Source organism: Aliifodinibius sp. S!AR15-10, from assembly GCF_031569985.1.
Classification (GTDB): Bacteria; Bacteroidota; Rhodothermia; order Balneolales; family Balneolaceae; genus JAMQKA01.
Genome location: NZ_JAMQKA010000005.1, coordinates 59,486 through 77,589 on the forward strand (window position 1 = coordinate 59,486; position 18,104 = coordinate 77,589).

An 18,104-nucleotide genomic window follows, 5' to 3' on the forward strand; every position below is an offset into this window, starting at 1 on the left:
GTATGTTGTGCCTCACAAGTGCTGTAATTCTGATCTCACAGGGAACCCAGATTCCAAACATTGCTGTATTAAACCATCAATACATTCGTTACATTTTCACCGTATTAACCAGGAGATATAAGATTGATGAAAATTGATACCCCTCGGTTCTGCAATTTGTGCTTCTTTGCTCTTTTAATCGTGCTATCGGCTTGCTCCTCCTCCCGGGAAACAGCTTCTTCACCAGGAACGGAACAGCAGGAAACGATGGAACAGGAAAGTGTACTCAGCCAGCCAGAGACAGTAAAAGACTCAACGGCTGAAAACGGAAAGCCTGTCCCCCCTTCTGCATTAGTCCTTTCCGGGGAAACAACTGTTGAGGGTGTGCTGAATCAGATGAGCCTGAGGGAGAAGATCGGGCAGCTGTTTGTTACTTATGCCAACGGGTATTTTTTTAATGAAGATAGTGAAGCCTTCCAGGATCTGGAGGAAAAAGTCCAAAAATACCATGTGGGCGGTATCATCTTCAGCAGTGGCAATGTGTATGGACAGGCTGTGCTCCACAACAAACTGCAGGCCATGAGCAAGCTTCCCCTCTGGGTAACGCAGGATATGGAATTTGGCGCAGCCATGCGGGTTAGCCGCACTACCTACCTAAGTCCCGCCATGGGAATCGCCGCAACGCAGAACCCGGAATACGCCTACTGGGCCGGTAAAATAACAGCTCGTGAAGCCAAAGCCCTGGGCGTACATCAAATTTTTGCCCCTGTATTGGATGTAAATAATAATCCCGACAACCCGGTCATCAACGTTCGCTCCTTTTCAGGCGACCCCAAGACCGTCTCAACTTTTGGCAATGCTTTTATCAATGGCGTGCAGTCCGAGGGTGTTGTCTCCACTGCCAAACACTTTCCGGGGCACGGCGACACCGATGTCGACTCTCACCTGTCGCTGCCCGTGATCAATCATGGCTACATGCGCCTCGATACGCTGGAACTTGTGCCGTTTAAAGCGGCCATCGATGGCGGGATAGCCAGTATCATGAGTGCTCACATTGCGTTTCCCAAAATCAGCTCAAATGGTACCCCCGGCACACTCAATGAACAGATCCTGAATCGCATTTTGCTGGACTCTCTCAACTTCAACGGCCTGGTGGTGACCGACGGCCTTGAAATGCGCGGGATCTCATCTCGGTATTCCCCGGGTGAAACGGTGGTTAAGGCATTGAAAGCGGGTGCGGATCTCATGCTGCTCAGCCCCGATGAGATTACGGCCATCAATGAAATTGTGCAGGCGGTACATATGGGTAACATTTCCGAAGAACGGATCGACCGCTCGGTACGCAAACTATTGGCTTGGAAAAAACAGCACGGACTATTTGAAGATCGCATGGTCGACCTGGACCAGCTGGATAAGAAGATCAACACCCGCCAGCATCAGCTTATTGCGGATGAGATCGCGCGCAAATCGTTGACTGTAGTCAAAAATGAAGGAGATATTCTCCCGATTCGGCCATACAAATATCCCGAGGTGATGGTTCTCTCGATCGCCGATGATATTTCCGGGGATACCGGTTCCTATTTTGCCCGGCAGCTCAAAGAGTATCACCCGAACGTCACGTTTCATGTATATGACCGTCGAACAAGCGAAGAGGAGAAGCGCGAAATCAGGCAGGATGCCCGGGAAGCGGACCTCATCATCTTTGGTTCATTTATATATGTACGCTCAGCCCAGCCGATGCAGCTTTCTTCAGAACAGTTTGATTTCCTGAAAGAACTGGCCAATGGGACAAAGCCATCGCTGCTGGTAGCATTTGGAAATCCCTATATCGTGCGGGACCTTTCTGCAACCGACGCCCAGGTGATGGCGTGGTCGGCCAGGAGTGACCAGGTGCGCAATACCGTTCCCGCCCTGTTTGGCGCCTCACACATCAACGGCCGCATGCCGATTAATATTCCGGGTCATTACAAGATCGGGGATGGCATTGAAATACCACAGACCACAATCCGTAAAGATGAACCCGGCACGGTGGGATTATCCCATAACGCCCTGCGAAAAGTCGACGATATCATGCGGCAGGCTGTGTTTGACTCGACATTCCCCGGGGGCACGGTAACCGTACTCAAAAATGGCGTTATAGCGCATCAGAAATCGTATGGATACCATACCTATGACAAGCTGAAACCGGTGGAACCTACTGACATTTATGACCTGGCCTCACTTACAAAAGTGGTAGCTACCACTACGGCCATCATGCGGTTAGTGGATGAAGGCAAGGTCGAACTGGACGACAAAGTCTCCAAATATATTCCAGAATTCCGGCAGGTAGACAAAAGTGAGATCACAATTCACAACCTGCTGTCACATAATTCCGGGCTGCCCCCCTTCCGCGTATATGTCGACTCACTGAAGGACCGGGAGAAGCTGATACAGGCTGTAAAAGAGGAGCCGTTGATTTACGAGACGGGCACCGAATACCAGTACAGCGACCTCGGGTTCATCCTGCTGGCCGAAATCGTCGAACAGGTCTCGGGCAGTCGCATTGACCAATACATACGCAAAGAGATGTTCTATACCATGGGAATGAATTCGACCTTCTTCAATCCATCGCTGAAGGGACAGTGGATCAGCAGCCGAATTCCCCCGACCGAGGTCGACACAGTGTTTCGGAAAGATACGGTACACACGGTGGTGCATGACGAACGCGCGTTTTATATGAACGGGATTGCGGGCCACGCAGGACTCTTCTCCAACGGGACGGACCTTGCAGTATACGCACAGATGCTGCTGAACGGGGGTACCTACGGCGGACGGAGATATCTCAGTGAAGATGTTATTCAAAAATTTACTACCCGGCAATCCAACACAAGCAATCGCGGACTCGGGTTTGACCGCAAGAGCCCGGATTTCAGCACGGCGGGTACACTCACAAGTGACCGAACCTTTGGGCACACCGGTTTCACAGGCACCAGCATCTGGATCGATCCAGAGCGCAACCTCTCGATTATAATCCTAACAAACCGCGTGCATCCGTACCGCTCATACGGGCATAACATCAGCAAAATTCGGGCAGCGGTGGCCGATGCAGTCGTCTCTTCCATCATCGAGGAACAGCAATAATATGAATTTAGAGGAACTTCAATCTCGCTGCTACACCCCCTATTCCAACAGTCCTGACGCGGTGATCGTACAGAGTGAATCCGGTAAATTTTTTCCCGGGATACGAATCGAAAATATTTCATTTCCTCTAAGCATAACCGCGCTGCAGTGTGGAATGGTGATCTGCCTGAGTGAGGGTGAGGAACCGAAAAAGCTATTTCTCCCGGAAGGTTATGAATCCACTGAAAAACATCTTGATTACTGGACAAATGAGTTCAGCCTGGAATTCGTTGAAAACGGTCAAATTGATGGAGAAGCCTCTGAAATTCTCAAAACGAGTGATAGTATTAACAGTTCATTGCAAAGGCTTCTAGACCGCTCTCTCACGCCCTACTCCCAATTTCCGGTGTCTGCTTTGCTGGTAACAAGCAATGGTTTTGTTACTGGAGTCAATATTGAATTCAGTGCCTGGGATCTGGGGCTGTGTGCGGAACGGGTAGCCCTGGCTAAAGCACTGGCCTACGGAATTGACACCGCTGAGATCAACGCCCTTCACCTGCACAGCAGGCATGGAGATTTTAGTAGTCCCTGCGGTGCTTGCCGGCAGGTTATCGTGGAACACCTGCCCCGCATTCCCGTCTGCATTCATCATCCCGATGGCACACTATCCAGGCATTTTAGTTCTGACCTGCTGCCATATAGTTTTAAATCAGACTTTTTGAAAAAGAATAATCGACAGGATACCTCCGAATAATGAAATATATTGCCGTACTTGATTACGAACACCTTGATAACGGCCTGTTCCTCACTTCCGTTGCCAAGGCGTTTGCCGAACAGCAAAATCGCCAAACCCAGCTTGTGGTTGTGCACGGCGAGAGCGAATATACCGAGCGCCTTATTCAAACCGGCATCATGCGGGAGGAGGCGACAGTACGCGCTATCAAGGACCTGAACCACCGGCTTATTGCCCTTTTTGCAGACCAGGGCGTTTCTGCTGTCGGGCTCAATGGCTACCAGCGGGAATGTATCACGCTTAAAGACGATACCCTTGACATGGACCTTGATTATTTTAATCGACTGCACCAGGGGCCCGTCCTTGTACTCTCCAACCTTGTGCTGGATGAAGAAACCGCCCGACCGGTCCCCGTCCCCTTGCCACGCTACCTGGCATTTCTCCACGCTCAATTTTCCCCGAATGAGGTGTTTTTGTTTTCAAAATATGATCATATTTCGCCGGCAGCTGAGGGCGTGCCTTCTGATCCCCAAAAAGAACCACCTGAAGAATTGGCCCAATTATCGTTTCCCACAAAACTGACAACGGCCGAAGAATTCAGGAACCATATAGCTGATAATAACTAAAATGAGGTATAATTAGACTTATATTTTTGAAGATATCCCGTTTATTCTATTAAAAAGCTGAAAAAAACTATGATTTAGATTAGAAAACAGGATTTTTACTTGACAGTACAGATTGGAATGTATTAGTTTCGTCCAATCGATGGCGGTACAAAAGAATGTCATCAAATCGATTTAAACAACATTCTAATATTAATTTAACGGAGATTATATAATGAGCCGATATGATGAAATGAGTGAACTGTTAGACCAGCTAGAACCAGATATTAATAAGTTCTACAACAAAGGGAACAAGGCAGCCGGTACACGTGCGCGTAAAACGCTCCAAGAGATCAAAAAGACAGCACAAGATATTCGATTAGAAATCCAGGAATGGAAGAATACCGGTAAAGTTGACGAAATTTAAAGGATAAGTACTTTATACTTATTTACTTTATCTAGTTGGAAAAGGCCACTTAAATTAAGTGGCCTTTTCTTTATGCTTAGAAAATCCTCTCAGAACTCCTAGAAATCATAGTATAGGGTAAGACGTGGCATAAAGTCGCTTTCCGGCGTCAGACCCGTCAGCTCGCTCTCCTCATACACAGCAGCCTCGATGTTGGGCATCAGGTGGATGTTCTCTGCCAGCGTAAAATCAAGTCCTGCAATGAATACGGTAGCTGCTGACTGGCTGCTCATCGGAAAGTAATCGATGCCTTCCGCCCCACGGATGGGATCAAAGGTATGATCTACGCGAAGGTACCCTCCCGTTGTTTCAGTCATTCTGAAATTGGTGAACAGCGAGGCGATCTCAAGGTTCAGGTCGGTAGTGCCGCCGGTGGTAAAATTGGTGGCATTCTTGCGCTGTTGATGCGCCAGCAGTGCACCGACGTTAAGCTCTTCTGAACGGTATCCTACAAAACCCTGCAGGGTCATCCAGTCTTGTGAGCCCTGGTTGTCGTTATAATCACCATACACTTCTGCAACGATATTTCCGGTAATCTCATAGCTCAGGGCAAGCATGAACTTCTTTCCTTTGTTGATCTCGGAATTGTTGCTGTTCCCGTTGCCAAACATAAAGTGGTAGTTCCAGCGCCCATCCTGGTCGAGCTCTCCTTCAAATGAGAGTCCAAAATCCCGGGAACTCGCAAAATCCTGCATGTCCAGCGGCGTTTTTTCTACCGAGCGGTAGCCCCATACATCTTCCACGAGTCCGAACGTCGGTGTTGAGGATATGCCCGCTTCAATCTGATGCTGTCCACTGGTCCATCGCAAATACAGATCTTTGACGACCGGGCTTATTTTTGCGCTGGTACTGAAATCCCCTGGACTATTTCCTTCAAGACGAAATCGTGCGGAAAAAGCATCACTTATTTCCTGGTCATAAGTGAAATAGACCCGCCGAATCCAAAAGCCGTTTTCTCCGACAAGATCCGGGTCGTGGTTGGCAGCCATCCAGTAAAAGTCACTGTATACGCGACCACTCAGTTCCCCGTTGTTAATTAGATTTGATTGTGCAAACGTAGTGGACGCCCATAGCAATAGCAGGGCGCCAAGTAAACCTGACGTCTTCATGTTAGTGTGTATTTGTTTTATTTGTGCTGATCTATTTTTCGGTAAGCAGACGCTGGTATGCATCTGCCCAGGTATAAGGTGTGGTGGTATACTGATCACATTTAACATCCACCAGCTTCAAAACTATTCTTCCTGGTCCCTGGCTTTTTTAGAGTTGAGTTTTTTATGCTTAAGGACCTTTGCTTCAATGTAAAATACAAGCTGTTCAGCTGTGTTCTTGGTCAAATCCCCCACTCGTTCCAGCTTCCGGATGATGGAAAAGAGGTAAAGATACAGTTCAATATTTTTCGGATCTTTTTGAATCAATTTGGCAGTTGAACTAGCGGCCTGTTGATTGATTTCGTTTAACAGCTGATCTTTGGAAAATACTTTCCGTGCCTTTTCGGTGTCTTCAGCGATGTAGGCACTAAAGACATTGCTGAGCATCTGAATCGCCGTATCATACATCTCAACAATTCGCATCTTTTTAATGACCTTTTCATCAATAGCATGACCGTATTCCAGTATGTATTTGGCAATACTGTTCGCATGATCTCCCAGCCGTTCCAGGTCAGAGTTGATTTTAAGTGAGGCGATCACAAAACGAAGATCTACCGCTACTGGATTAAAGAGGGCCAGAATATTCTCACAATCACGGTCAATTTTTAGTTCAAGCCCATCAACCCGTTTTTCGTTGGCAATAATATCATGCGCCAGTTCTTTGTCGAAGGTGATAAGCGCCTTTTTACCCTTTTCCAGTTGGGTCTTCACGAGGTACATGATCTCTAAGATGTCGTCATTGAGTAGACGAAGCTCTGTGTCTAAGTGTGACATAGGTGCTGATTCTTTTAATTGTCCTGAATCGTCTGTGTACATTATTAACCAAATCTTCCTGTAATGTAATTCTGTGTGCGCTCTTTTTCAGGATTTGTAAATATTTTTTCGGTTTCACCGTATTCTATCAGTTTACCCATGTACAAAAATGCGGTTCTATTGCTTATCCTACCCGCTTGCTGCATGTTGTGAGTGACTATAACAATGGTGTAATTTTTCTTCAGTTCATGAATAAGGTCCTCAATCTTGCCGGTTGAGATCGGGTCAAGTGCGGAAGTGGGTTCATCCATCAGCAGGACGGAAGGCTTAACGGCAAGAGCCCGCGCTATACACAGCCGCTGCTGTTGCCCACCAGAAAGAGCCAGGGCCTGTTTGTTGAGATCGTCCTTCACTTCGCTGTATAGGGTAGCCTGTTTTAGCGATTCAATAACCCGCTCTTCAATAAAATCCTTGTCTGTTATACCCTGTATTTTTAGACCATACGCTACGTTCTCAAAAATTGATTTTGGAAACGGATTCGGTTTTTGAAAAACCATGCCCACGGTTTTGCGGAGCTCCTCAACCCGAACCGACGGAGTATAGATATTTTGATTGTCCAGCAAAATTTTGCCGTTCATCTTGAAATCATCGATATAATCGTTCATCCGGTTAAAAAGTCGCAGAAACGTTGACTTTCCGCATCCCGACGGGCCGATAAAAGCGGTTACCGAATTGGGGACGATATCCAGGCTGATATCCTGGATGGCCTGAAAATCCCCATAGAATACATCGATATTCTTAGCCTGAAGTTTAAACTGCTGTTGATCACTTTTTGCTTGTTTATTCGTAGACTCTGTTTCCACGGCTTTTACTTTTGCCTTTTGAGTTTCGGTCTCCATAGGGATTTTATTTTAATTGTACTAACCATTCAGGGTTATGAAGTTTGCTCTTCGGCGTTACCAGTTCACTTTTTTCTGCCAGCGATACCGCAGGTAAACCGCGATACCGTTCATTACAAACGTAATCAGCAGTAACACAATAATGGCGGCAGCTGCGTTGATCACAAATTCATGCTGTGGGCGGGTCACCCAGTTAAAGATCTGTATCGGAAGTACTGTAAATTCATCGAGAGGGCTTTGCGGCGCAAACGGCACGTATGCCAGCGCCCCGATTACAATAAGGGGAGCTGTTTCGCCTACCGCTCGAGAAATTGCCAGAATAACCCCTGTGAGGATCCCCCCGATGGAAGCCGGTAAAATCTGGCTCCAGATGGTTTGCCACTTCGAGGCACCCAGGGCAACCGAAGCGTCCCGGATGGAAGATGGGACCGCCCGTATCGCTTCCCGGGTTGAAACAATAATAATGGGTAAAATCAGGAGTGAAAGTGTTAATGCCCCTGCCAAAATGCTGTTGCCCAACTTCATGATCCGAACAAAAACCTCGAGTCCCAGCAGACCATAGATCACAGAAGGGACACCGGCCAGGTTCGCAATATTTATTTCAAGGAATGAACTTAGCTTGCTTTTCTTTCCATATTCTTCAAGATATATCCCGGCGCCCACCCCCAGCGGAAAAGAAATCAGCGTTGTCATTATCAGTATCCAGACTGTTCCGATCCAGGCAGTATAAATACCGGACTGATCAGCAAAACGGGAAGGCAGACTCATCAGAAAATCCCAGCTGAGCCGCTCCATACCCATGAAAATGATAAATCCTATAAAAATAGCCAGCACTATCAGTCCCACGAGTGTGGCCGATACGCCAACAATCTTAAATCCTTTGTCTTTAAGTCGGTTATATCCCGCTCTATTCATACTTTTCCCGGTATTTATTTCTTATCCAGTAACTTATGTTGTTGAGAATAAAGGTGAATACAAAAAGAGTGATTCCCGCTGCAAAAATAGTTTTATAGGCAATGGTTCCGTACGGCACATCGCCCATACTCACCTGCACGATATAGGCGGTAATGGTTTCAATGGGAATCGTGGGATCAATCGTAAACCTTGGCTGATGACCCGCCGCAATGGCCACGATCATTGTCTCCCCGATAGCCCTCGATATAGCTAAAATGGCCGATACAATAATTCCTGAAGAAGCCGCCGGCACCATCACTTTAAAGGCGGTTTGCAGCTTCGTTGAGCCCATTCCAAAAGCCGCCTGCCGGAGGGAGTCTGGCACGGAATTGAGTGCATCCTCACTCAATGAGGAAACAAAGGGAATAATCATAATCCCCATAACCAATCCCGGCGAAAGGGCGTTAAACCCTGCCAGTTCCGGGATAAAATTCTTCAGAAATGGAGTAACAATCATCAAAGCAAAAAAGCCGTAGACCACGGTGGGAACTACGGCTAATATCTCGAGCAGCGGTTTAACCACTTTGCGAAACCGCCTGGGTGCATATTCATTCAGGTAGACCGCAATGGTCAGCCCGATCGGCAATGCAACTCCAATTGCAATGAACGAGGTCAGCATGGTACCCGCAATGAGCGGTAGAATTCCATACGACTTATTTGTAAACAAGGGCGTCCATTCCGTTCCGGTAAGAAATTCAATGATCGAGACTTCGCTGAAAAAGCTAACGGCCTCTACCAACAGCACCAGGATAATACCAACCGTCGTCAAAACGGTGATCAGTGCACAGGCCGCCAGTGCTTTTTCAATTATATTCTCTTTCGTCTTTCTGTTCATGCGGAAATGATATAATTAACGAAATTCCCTGTCTCCTAAACAGCTGATGTCTGTTTATTGGACAGCAGTGCTGTCAGAGATGAAAGCCTGGAATTTTTCTTTCTGTGCATTGTATGCTGAATCGGGCATGGCCACGTAACCTACCGATTTTGCCAGCTTGGGAGCAGTATCAAGATAGAACTCTATGAAATTTTGCACTTCCGGACGCTGGGCCGCCTGTTTTGATACATAGATAAACAGGGGACGAGACAGAGGGGTATAGGTTCCATTAGCTACCGTTTCAGTAGAGGGCTTTACGGGTTCGCCTTCTCCATCCTTGACGCCAACCAGTTTAAGCTGTTCCTGGTTTTCTTCAAAATAAGCGAGTCCAAAAAAACCAAGTGCAAACTGATCAGAAGAAACTCCCTGAACCAAAACGTTGTCATCCTCGCTGGCCGTGAAGTCACCCCGGCTTGAACCGCTTTCTCCCACAATGGCTTCCGTAAAGTAGTCGTATGTTCCCGATGCTACACCCGGTCCATACAGATGAATTTCCTCATCGGGCCACTCTGAACGAATTTGATTCCAACGTGTGATATTTCCCTGGGCAGAAGGTTCCCAAATTGTCTGCAACTCTTCTACTGTAAAATTGTCGACCCAATCATTCTGGGGATTCACGACCACAGCGAGCCCGTCATAGGCTACTGACAAACGAATATACTCAATACCGTTCTGCTTGGCTGTTTCTATCTCAGTTGGCTTGATTTCACGCGAAGCATCGTTGATAGCAGTTTCGCCACGCAGAAATTTCTGAAAACCGCCGCCGGTCCCCGATACGCCAACCGTTACCCGGACGTTGGGAGCCTCTGACCGGAACTCCTCAGCCACTGCCTCAGTAATGGGAAAAACAGTACTGGATCCATCAATATTAATACTGCCGGAAAGGGTGCCCTCATTATCACCAGAGCCACATGAAGAAAGGAAAAAGGAAAAAACGAGCAGAGTAATAGACAGATATTTCTTAGTCATAAAAGAAGGTTTAAGTTATGTGAATTTGTGTGCTGATCGTGGAGCGGCAAAGCTAAAAAACGTATGTTAACAAACTGTTAAATCAATGTATTCTTAATGTTACGATGCCAACCCTTCAGCCTCTATTAAAACCAAGCAACCCTTTTTATAATTACAAAAAAGCAGAATCTCAACTGGTTTCCTTGCATTTGAAAACCTAAAGCAAATCGTCAATTCATTGGCATTGGATTAAACTTTTCTTAGCCTAACTCGTAGGCTGTCAATAATCATTAATAAAAAATCATTTTCTTATGAGTGGACAAGGATCAGCAGGAAATGTGATAGCAGCTCTGGCAAGTTTTTTTATACCCGGACTCGGCCAACTTTTGCAGGGTCGTTTTTTAATGGCAGTCACCCACTTCGTGCTTGCCGGACTTTTATGGTTAATCTGGATGGGATGGATTATTCATCTCTGGTCTATACTTGATGCCGCCAAGTTTAAGGGCTGACCCTCCAAAATAAATTGTATCAAATTGGGATTGTTTCCTTCCACAGGTTCCCTATTTTTGGGCATTATGGAATATGCAATCAGTACCGAAGAAACAGTTGACCAGGGAATAAAACGAATTTACTCGAACTGCGTTGGGCAGACCGCATCTATTATTCGTCCCCCTTTTCATAACCTCAACGAGGCCGTCCACAATACAAGGAAAAGTTTCAAGTTCATGCGAGCTTTAATTCGCCTGATACGAACTCCTCTTGGAGAAGAAGACTATAAGCAGCTAAATCTTTTTTTCCGTGATATGAGCCGTTTTGTTTCAGAGCTCAGGGATACACATGTAATCATTTTAATCCTGCAACATGTGGCCACCGAAGCACATTCTGTCCGGCACAAGGATATTGAACAAGGACTGGATGAGCTTCAGCGGAGGGAACAACGCCTGTTGGAAAAGGCAGAGGAGAAAAACGCATTCGAGGAGATGGCCAATTCCCTGGAAGAAAATTGCGAAAGCTTTCTAGAGCGGGATCTGATTGCGGATAACCTTCCCGATCTGCGGCCCGGAGTGCAGGAGATATTTCGGAATGGACGCGAAAAATTCAACCTGGCTAACGAGGATGGCACAAAAGAACATTTCCACGAGTGGCGAAAAGAGGTCAAATACCTGCTGCACATTTTCCAGATCTTAAACTACTACTGGCCGGAGGAGCTTGATATTAACGGCAAAAGTTTGACCCAGCTTTCAGATTACCTTGGGGAAGAGCATGACCTGGCGCTGTTTGACACGCTGCTTAGGGATGATGATTTCGGCCCACTTTTAAGCAACAAAAAAGCGATGACTTCATATGTCGATCAAAAACGTTCCTTCCTGCAACGAAGCGCGTTAAACCTCGGTGGGTTTATCTATTCGAAATCTGAAGAAGAGTTTATTTCTTATTTTACATAACATTATGTGCGACGCACTTTGGAAGTGCGTCGCACATTTTTAGTTTTTTGATTATGAACGACGAGCCCAAAGAACTTCCCATCGACGGTACACTGGATCTGCACACCTTTCGGCCGGAAGATCTCGGATCGCTGATCCCGGATTACATTGAAGCCTGCCTGGAGAAAGGGATCTACTCGCTGCGCATTATCCACGGCAAGGGAACCGGAAACCTGCGTCGTTCTGTGCATGCCCTTCTTGATCGAAATCCCCACGTTCAAAGCTATTCGCTGGCCAGCGACCGGAGCAGCTGGGGTGCTACAATAGTGGAGTTAAAGGTTGAAGGTTAAAGACTGAAGGTTTCTTCTCTCTTTAGAAGTAAATACAGGTACAATCTGATTCGGAAAAATCATTCCTGCTTCCCTATATTCATGGTCAATTGATCAAGAAATTTTATCCCAGAGAATGTCGACTCAACGATCTACCTTAAGACAGGCCATCAATAACCAGCTCCGCAGAATTGAAGCCAAAATCAACATCGTAAATAAGTGGGACAGCCGGATCTCCCGCTATCGACTTGGGGTTTTTGCCGCTGGCATCGTCGCCCTCTATTTTGCAGCACAAACCGGGAGCCCTACAATCACTTTGCTTGTGCTGGGACTTTTTGTAGTTGGCTTTATGTGGCTGGTATCTCGGCACCAAAAAGTTGAGAAACAGCAAAAACAGCTCAGAATCTGGGAAAAAATCCGTTCCACGCACCTGGCTCGCATGGACCTGGAATGGGAGCAGGTTCCCTACCCCCAAAGTGCCAAACCTGAACCCGATCACCCATATGCTGGAGATCTTAATATTACCGGTCAACACTCACTGCTTCACCTGGTAGATACTGCGATCTATAACGGCGGAAGTGAGCAATTGAAACAATGGCTTCTTGCCAATAATCCCGACGTAGAACAGGTTATCAAACGCCAGCAGCTGGTGCGCGAGCTGACCCCGATGGCCCATTTCCGGGACCGCTTGCAACTGCGGGCAGCTATCAGCAAGTCTTATGAATCGGAGCAGGATTGGGATATGCAGGAGCTGCTAAAATGGCTTGCTCAACCCTCCACCACATCTTACACAAAAGCACTTACGCTGCTCGGAAGCCTCGCTGCCCTCAACTGGATTTTGGGTATTCTTTACCTTGCAGGGATTCTTCCACCGTATATTTTTTTCAGCTTTGTGTTGTATATGCTGGCATATAATTTCAACTCGGATAAAGTAAAAGGGTTGTTTGACGCCTCCTACCAGATGGAAAAGCTGCTTTCCCGTTTCAGTGAGATACTGATCTACCTCGAAGAGTATCCTTATAAAAAAGGATCCAAACTCGAAGAATTTTGTGAGCTATATCAACAAGAGGAAACCCGCCCGTCCCGGTTTCTGAAAAAGATTGTTCGACTAGCTGCAGCAGCTTCCTCCCAAAAAAGCGAGATTGTGTGGGCCATCCTGAACCTGTTGGTTCCGTGGGACCTCTATTTTTCGTACAAACTGGACCGATACAAAACTGAGCTCAAAGATCCTCTGAAGCGCTGGCTCGATCATTTTTATAAGCTCGAAGCGCTCTGCTCACTGGCCAATTTTGGGTGGCTGAATCCCCATTACATTTTGGCAAAACCTGATCAAGATCGTACTGAGCCTGTTCTAAAGGCAACTGACCTGGGACATCCCCTCATCCCCCACCAGCAAAAAGTGACGAATGATGTGACCATCGAAAAAAATGGTTCACTTATCTTGGTTACCGGTTCCAACATGTCCGGGAAAAGTACTTTTTTGCGTATACTCGGTATCAACCTGTGCCTCTGCCTCTCCGGGGGACCGGTCAATGCCAGCAGTTTCAAAGCTATTCCTTTTCGTCTCTTTACGAGCATCAATGTAGTGGATTCCCTAGATGAAGGTCTCTCCCACTTTTATGCTGAAGTACGCAAACTGCGCCGGCTGCTGAATGAGCTTGAACGCAAGGACGCCTGGCCCCTCTTTTTCCTTGTGGATGAGATCTTCCGCGGCACCAACAACCGAGAGCGACTAATCGGCAGTACGGCCTTTCTAAAGCACGTGGCAGGTACCGACGGCGTGGGTGTCGTTTCAACCCACGACCTGGAACTGGCTTCTTTGGAAGAAGAGATTCCGCAGCTCAGCAACTGGCATTTCGAGGAGACGATCAGGGATGGCAAAATGAGCTTCGAGTACAAGCTGAAACCGGGTCCCTGCCCCACCACCAACGCCCTTACGATCATGGAGATGGAAGGCCTGCCTGTTGGGAAGGATTGAAGGATTAAGGGAATGAAGGATTGGGGTCTGGAGGATTTAATGCTTGATTTTTCTTGAAACGCAATTGACTATTCAAGATTAGATCCTGCAGTTTTGCGTGCGGTTGCCACTATTGAAAGTATTTCTTCAGCCTCCTTTAATAGAATTGTAAGTTTCTTTCCTTCTTTTATTTTGGAACCGTTAATCACTTGAAGCCAAAATAAAACCTCATCAGCTTCTTCAACTACGATACACATTTTGGCGTAAAACTCTTTCCTTGAACGAGCACGACACGCTGCACGATAGTTTGAACCAACAGAGGTTCCTGATCTTATCAGCTGGTCAGCTATAATCCTTCCCTCTCTTGATTTTGGAATAGTTTGACAAAAATTGATGATGTCAACAGCAAACTTTTTTGTTCTATTCTTAAAGTCTTTGACAAAATTTTTTTTTTGAACTTTTTTCTCTCATTTCTATCTCCAATTTATTTATTGTCATTCAATAGTATGACCGGTTTCAACCCAAAACCTTACATTTTTTTTGAATTCGCTTTCCATCCCTTTTCCATCCTTCTAACATTCAATCCCTCAAAATTCAATCCTTATTTTTCCTGTAACCTTTCTGCATTTCTCCAGTGTACCCTATTGAACAGGCAATAATAAAAAAGGTACACCAATTGGATTCGACCTCGGATAAAGCGTTGATGGAAAAAGTTAGGGACGGCGACCTGGATAAGTTGGGTCTGCTGTTCGAACGCTATAACCGTCGCCTGTTCGGGTTCTTTTACAGGATGACTGCGCGCCGGGACGTCAGTGAAGACCTGGTACAGGGCGTGTTTGAACGGATCCTGAAGTATCGCAAATCCTACAGCGCCAACGGCGACTTCTCCACGTGGATTTTCCAGATTGCGCGCAACCTGCATGCCGATCACTACCGAAAGATGGAAAAACTGGATGAGGAGCATGCTCTGGATTGGGATTCTCTGCCGGGGGATTCGGAAGTTCCTCAGCTTGAATCTGACCAGGGCCGGGAGCAACAAATGCTGAAACAGGCACTTGCCCGGCTCGATCCGGTAAAGAAGCAAACACTGATTCTCAGCCGCTTTGAAGGCTTTAAATACAAAGAGATCGCCGAGATTATGGATTGCACCGAGAGCGCTGTAAAAGTTCGCGTATTCCGGGGTTTGAACGAACTGAAAGAGATTATGTCCGACCTAAGAAAAGAGGAAGAATTATGAATAGTCTGAACGAAAAACAGATAGAACTAATCACCGGCTACCTACAAAATTCACTTTCCGAGGGTGAACGAGAGGAATTCAATAGCCTCATCGAAAGTGGAGAAATGGACTTACAGGATATCAGAGAGATGGAATCGCTTTATAGCCAGATGGGCCATATTGAGATGCCGGAGCCGACGCCGGCCCTGGGCGACCGTTTCTATAGCATGCTGGAGGCTGAAATGCAGAAACAAAACACAGGCTGGATGCCAAAAATTGCGATGGTATTCGACCACGTGCAACATCGTTTCCAGCTTCGCTACCTGACATATGCCGTTTCTATCTTCCTGGCGGGCCTGCTTGTAGGCGACATTTACGCGCCGATAAGCAACCAGGATGAACAGATCGACCGGCTGTCGACGGAGGTGTACCAGCTTCGTGAAATGATGATGATCAGCCTGCTGGACGACTCCTCTCCCATCGAACGGCTCAAGGCGGTAAACATCAGCAATGAGATACCTTCTGTGGACAGCCGCGTGATCGATGCCCTGCTCCGCACGCTCAACAACGACTCCAATGTCAACGTACGCCTGGCCGCAGTGGAGGCGCTGGTCCAACACGCTTCAAATGCAAAAGTGCGGCAAGGGCTCGTCAGTTCCATCACACGACAGGAGTCGCCCATCGTGCAGTCAGCCCTCGCTGATGCCATGCTCACACTGCAGGAAAAACAGTCGGTTGACGAATTCAAAAAACTGCTGGATCGCAATGAGCTGGACAATACGGTTCGTGACAAGCTGGAGACTACCATTGCTGCACTAAACTGAAATGGAGATTACAATGAAAGTATCTGATCAACTCAATCTGACAAATCCGATAAGCAGTAACACAGGATTTCAGGTCCCCAAGCTATTTTTTAAGTCCCCCTTTGAAGGGGGATTAAGGGGGATGACGATAGGACTCTTAATCCTATTATTGGTTCCCTTTAAAACATTACACTCACAAAATAATAGTGATACCATCCAGGAAGTAGCAGAGTTTACCAACCTTCAGAATCCCGAAAACATCTTGCAGGTATTCAATATCAATGGTTCTGTGACGGTTGAGGGATACAATGGGAAAGAAATCCAAATCACGGCCCAAAAAACGATTGAGGCTAATCGGAAAGAGGACGTGAATCGTGGTCTCAATGAGATGCAACTAATTGTGGAAGAACAGGCCGACCAGGTTCTGATCTATCTCGAAGCACCGTTTATCCAGGTTAAAAAAAGTAATGGGAAGATAAGCTACTGCATTGACGACTGGGACCAGGAATATGATTTCAAATTTGATATCAACATAAAGCTCCCTCTAAAAATGAATCTTAATATTTCGACTATTAATCGTGGAAGTGTTGCCATCCACAACATGATGGCCCGAGAGCTGATCGCCAGCAATGTGAATGGAGAGATTGAACTCAATGAGATTAGTGGAACAACACGTGCCACCACCTTGAATGGCGATATCCGGGCGCGGTACCATTCCAGTCCCACCGACAACTCAAAGTACGAGACCATCAACGGTACGATTGAAGTATTCTACCCTGAAGACCTGGCGGCTGACATCCGTTTCGAAAGTATGCACGGCGACCTCTACACCGATTTCCAGGACATAACGCGACTCAACACCAGGCTTGAAGAATCAAAAGATCGAAATAATGGGACGACCTCCTACCGGGTAGATCAGTTCGCACCTGTGCGCATCGGTGCCGGTGGACCTGAATACCGATTCCAAGTGCTCAATGGTGATGTCTATATCAAACGAATTAAATCATAAAACCAATACTGAATACTATGAAAGCTAAATACTATATCCTTTTTGGAGTTATCCTCTGCCTTATAGCAATTCACCCGGCAGCTGCACAAAATCAAATTGCCGTGCCGCTTAGCAATCCCGGGGAGCCCGGCAAACTGAGCCTCGGTATAATTCGCGGCTCTTTACAGGTATCAGGTTATGACGGCGATGAGGTCATCATCCGGTACGGCGGCGACGTTGATGAAGATGACGATGAGGAACGAGAAGTAACCCGTGACGGGCTCCGGCGAATATCCGGCAACAGCACCGGGTTTGAGGTGCAGGAGAATGACAACAATGTCGAAATCAGCAGCGTATCTCCCATGCGGGCTATCAATTTTGATATTTCTGTGCCACGGAATTTCTCACTCCAGCTCTCCGTGGTGCATGGGGATGACCTGACGATCGAGAACATTAATGGCGAACTGGAAATCAGCCATGTAAATGGCGATGTGACGCTCAATAACGTGGGTGGTTCAGCCTCCGTAAACACCGTCAATGGCGACATCACGGCTTCCTTCCAGGCAGTGGCCGGAGACAAGCCGATGGCGTTCAGCAACGTGAATGGCGATATCGACGTGACACTACCTGCCAATGCCAAAATATCAGCCAAAATGAAATCGGACTGGGGTGAAGTATTTACTGATTTCGAGATGGATATACGGCAAGATACGGGAGACCGGAAACGCTCTTCCGATTCCGGTGTCTTTAAGATCTCTGTCAACAACTGGATCTACGGGGATATCAATGGTGGGGGTCCTGAATACCTGTTTAAGAGTATGAGAGGCGATATTTATATCCGCAAACGGTAAATCGATGTAAAAATAAAAGGGAGGTGCAACTTTTAACCTCCCTTTTACGAAGAGATATTTTCAAGCATTTAAAGGAATGGG

At 46.8% G+C, this 18,104-nt stretch carries 17 protein-coding genes and 2 pseudogenes; 12 read left to right on the forward strand and 7 right to left on the reverse strand.

What is annotated here, in order from left to right; translation table 11 throughout:
• Positions 1 to 126: 126 nt before the first annotated feature.
• The 4 genes from NC796_RS05180 to NC796_RS05195 all read left to right on the forward strand — a co-directional run bounded on the left by NC796_RS05180 (position 127) and on the right by NC796_RS05195 (position 4,840).
• Positions 127 to 3,099 carry a glycoside hydrolase family 3 N-terminal domain-containing protein gene (locus NC796_RS05180; protein ID WP_310682946.1) on the forward strand — a complete coding sequence of 991 codons (2,973 nt, stop codon included), beginning with the start codon at positions 127 to 129 and terminating at the stop codon, positions 3,097 to 3,099.
• Between the two features lies 1 nt (position 3,100).
• Complete coding sequence (locus NC796_RS05185) at positions 3,101 to 3,832, forward strand: cytidine deaminase (protein WP_310682736.1); 732 nt, start codon at positions 3,101 to 3,103, stop codon at positions 3,830 to 3,832.
• Complete coding sequence (locus NC796_RS05190; protein WP_310682738.1) at positions 3,832 to 4,437, forward strand: hypothetical protein; 606 nt, start codon at positions 3,832 to 3,834, stop codon at positions 4,435 to 4,437. Before NC796_RS05185 ends, NC796_RS05190 begins: the two co-directional genes overlap by 1 nt.
• 211 nt (positions 4,438 to 4,648) lie before the next feature.
• Positions 4,649 to 4,840 carry a histone H1 gene (locus tag NC796_RS05195; RefSeq protein WP_310682740.1) on the forward strand — a complete coding sequence of 64 codons (192 nt, stop codon included), beginning with the start codon at positions 4,649 to 4,651 and terminating at the stop codon, positions 4,838 to 4,840.
• A gap of 98 nt (positions 4,841 to 4,938) precedes the next feature.
• Here NC796_RS05195 and NC796_RS05200 read toward each other — a convergent pair whose 3' ends face one another.
• The 6 genes from NC796_RS05200 to NC796_RS05225 form a co-directional block, all read right to left on the reverse strand.
• Positions 4,939 to 5,988 (reverse strand): hypothetical protein, encoded by a 1,050-nt coding sequence (locus NC796_RS05200; RefSeq protein WP_310682742.1) that lies wholly within the window; start codon positions 5,986 to 5,988, stop codon positions 4,939 to 4,941.
• Positions 5,989 to 6,111: 123 nt separating this feature from the next.
• Positions 6,112 to 6,801, reverse strand: a complete 690-nt coding sequence (gene phoU / locus NC796_RS05205; RefSeq protein ID WP_310682743.1) for a phosphate signaling complex protein PhoU — start codon at positions 6,799 to 6,801, stop codon at positions 6,112 to 6,114.
• Positions 6,802 to 6,845: 44 nt separating this feature from the next.
• The gene (gene pstB / locus NC796_RS05210; protein ID WP_310682745.1) at positions 6,846 to 7,679 is read right to left on the reverse strand and encodes a phosphate ABC transporter ATP-binding protein PstB; all 834 of its coding nucleotides are present in this window, start codon (positions 7,677 to 7,679) and stop codon (positions 6,846 to 6,848) included.
• A 57-nt stretch (positions 7,680 to 7,736) separates the two neighbouring features.
• Entirely contained in the window at positions 7,737 to 8,594 is an 858-nt protein-coding gene (gene pstA / locus NC796_RS05215) for a phosphate ABC transporter permease PstA (RefSeq protein WP_310682747.1), read from the reverse strand.
• Positions 8,587 to 9,468 (reverse strand): phosphate ABC transporter permease subunit PstC, encoded by an 882-nt coding sequence (gene pstC / locus NC796_RS05220; protein WP_310682749.1) that lies wholly within the window; start codon positions 9,466 to 9,468, stop codon positions 8,587 to 8,589. Before pstC ends, pstA begins: the two co-directional genes overlap by 8 nt.
• Before the next feature lie 54 nt (positions 9,469 to 9,522).
• Positions 9,523 to 10,476 carry a PstS family phosphate ABC transporter substrate-binding protein gene (locus NC796_RS05225; RefSeq protein ID WP_310682751.1) on the reverse strand — a complete coding sequence of 318 codons (954 nt, stop codon included), beginning with the start codon at positions 10,474 to 10,476 and terminating at the stop codon, positions 9,523 to 9,525.
• Between the two features lie 290 nt (positions 10,477 to 10,766).
• Here NC796_RS05225 and NC796_RS05230 point away from each other — a divergent pair, with 290 nt between their 5' ends.
• The 4 genes from NC796_RS05230 to NC796_RS05245 all read left to right on the forward strand — a co-directional run bounded on the left by NC796_RS05230 (position 10,767) and on the right by NC796_RS05245 (position 14,186).
• Positions 10,767 to 10,964, forward strand: coding sequence for a hypothetical protein (locus NC796_RS05230; protein WP_310682753.1), 198 nt, complete (start codon positions 10,767 to 10,769; stop codon positions 10,962 to 10,964).
• A gap of 66 nt (positions 10,965 to 11,030) precedes the next feature.
• Positions 11,031 to 11,900 (forward strand): CHAD domain-containing protein, encoded by an 870-nt coding sequence (locus NC796_RS05235; protein ID WP_310682755.1) that lies wholly within the window; start codon positions 11,031 to 11,033, stop codon positions 11,898 to 11,900.
• A gap of 53 nt (positions 11,901 to 11,953) precedes the next feature.
• Positions 11,954 to 12,229 (forward strand): Smr/MutS family protein, encoded by a 276-nt coding sequence (locus tag NC796_RS05240; RefSeq protein WP_310682757.1) that lies wholly within the window; start codon positions 11,954 to 11,956, stop codon positions 12,227 to 12,229.
• A gap of 115 nt (positions 12,230 to 12,344) precedes the next feature.
• Positions 12,345 to 14,186 (forward strand): MutS-related protein, encoded by a 1,842-nt coding sequence (locus tag NC796_RS05245; RefSeq protein ID WP_310682759.1) that lies wholly within the window; start codon positions 12,345 to 12,347, stop codon positions 14,184 to 14,186.
• 68 nt (positions 14,187 to 14,254) lie between these two features.
• Here the strand turns inward: NC796_RS05245 and NC796_RS05250 are convergent.
• Positions 14,255 to 14,578: pseudogene (locus NC796_RS05250) on the reverse strand (four helix bundle protein); the annotation flags it as partial.
• A gap of 263 nt (positions 14,579 to 14,841) precedes the next feature.
• Here NC796_RS05250 and NC796_RS05255 point away from each other — a divergent pair.
• The 4 genes and pseudogenes from NC796_RS05255 (at position 14,842) to NC796_RS05270 (ending at position 18,023) form a co-directional block, all read left to right on the forward strand.
• A complete protein-coding gene (locus NC796_RS05255) occupies positions 14,842 to 15,402 on the forward strand; it encodes an RNA polymerase sigma factor (protein WP_310682761.1) in 561 nt (186 codons plus the stop codon).
• Positions 15,399 to 16,205, forward strand: coding sequence for a HEAT repeat domain-containing protein (locus NC796_RS05260; RefSeq protein WP_310682762.1), 807 nt, complete (start codon positions 15,399 to 15,401; stop codon positions 16,203 to 16,205). The genes NC796_RS05255 and NC796_RS05260 overlap by 4 nt, the downstream gene beginning before the upstream one ends.
• A gap of 529 nt (positions 16,206 to 16,734) precedes the next feature.
• Positions 16,735 to 17,085: pseudogene (locus NC796_RS26785) on the forward strand (DUF4097 family beta strand repeat-containing protein); the annotation flags it as partial.
• Positions 17,086 to 17,210: 125 nt separating this feature from the next.
• Positions 17,211 to 18,023 carry a DUF4097 family beta strand repeat-containing protein gene (locus NC796_RS05270; RefSeq protein ID WP_310682766.1) on the forward strand — a complete coding sequence of 271 codons (813 nt, stop codon included), beginning with the start codon at positions 17,211 to 17,213 and terminating at the stop codon, positions 18,021 to 18,023.
• The last annotated feature ends 81 nt before the right edge of the window (positions 18,024 to 18,104 follow it).

Coding starts and splice junctions, on each gene's coding strand:
- NC796_RS05180 (WP_310682946.1), top strand. CDS start 127: ATGAAAATTGATACCCCTCGGTTCTGCAATTTGTGCTTCTTTGCTCTT.
- NC796_RS05185 (WP_310682736.1), top strand. CDS start 3,101: ATGAATTTAGAGGAACTTCAATCTCGCTGCTACACCCCCTATTCCAAC.
- NC796_RS05190 (WP_310682738.1), top strand. CDS start 3,832: ATGAAATATATTGCCGTACTTGATTACGAACACCTTGATAACGGCCTG.
- NC796_RS05195 (WP_310682740.1), top strand. CDS start 4,649: ATGAGCCGATATGATGAAATGAGTGAACTGTTAGACCAGCTAGAACCA.
- NC796_RS05200 (WP_310682742.1), bottom strand. CDS start 5,988: ATGAAGACGTCAGGTTTACTTGGCGCCCTGCTATTGCTATGGGCGTCC.
- phoU (WP_310682743.1), bottom strand. CDS start 6,801: ATGTCACACTTAGACACAGAGCTTCGTCTACTCAATGACGACATCTTA.
- pstB (WP_310682745.1), bottom strand. CDS start 7,679: ATGGAGACCGAAACTCAAAAGGCAAAAGTAAAAGCCGTGGAAACAGAG.
- pstA (WP_310682747.1), bottom strand. CDS start 8,594: ATGAATAGAGCGGGATATAACCGACTTAAAGACAAAGGATTTAAGATT.
- pstC (WP_310682749.1), bottom strand. CDS start 9,468: ATGAACAGAAAGACGAAAGAGAATATAATTGAAAAAGCACTGGCGGCC.
- NC796_RS05225 (WP_310682751.1), bottom strand. CDS start 10,476: ATGACTAAGAAATATCTGTCTATTACTCTGCTCGTTTTTTCCTTTTTC.
- NC796_RS05230 (WP_310682753.1), top strand. CDS start 10,767: ATGAGTGGACAAGGATCAGCAGGAAATGTGATAGCAGCTCTGGCAAGT.
- NC796_RS05235 (WP_310682755.1), top strand. CDS start 11,031: ATGGAATATGCAATCAGTACCGAAGAAACAGTTGACCAGGGAATAAAA.
- NC796_RS05240 (WP_310682757.1), top strand. CDS start 11,954: ATGAACGACGAGCCCAAAGAACTTCCCATCGACGGTACACTGGATCTG.
- NC796_RS05245 (WP_310682759.1), top strand. CDS start 12,345: ATGTCGACTCAACGATCTACCTTAAGACAGGCCATCAATAACCAGCTC.
- NC796_RS05260 (WP_310682762.1), top strand. CDS start 15,399: ATGAATAGTCTGAACGAAAAACAGATAGAACTAATCACCGGCTACCTA.
- NC796_RS05270 (WP_310682766.1), top strand. CDS start 17,211: ATGAAAGCTAAATACTATATCCTTTTTGGAGTTATCCTCTGCCTTATA.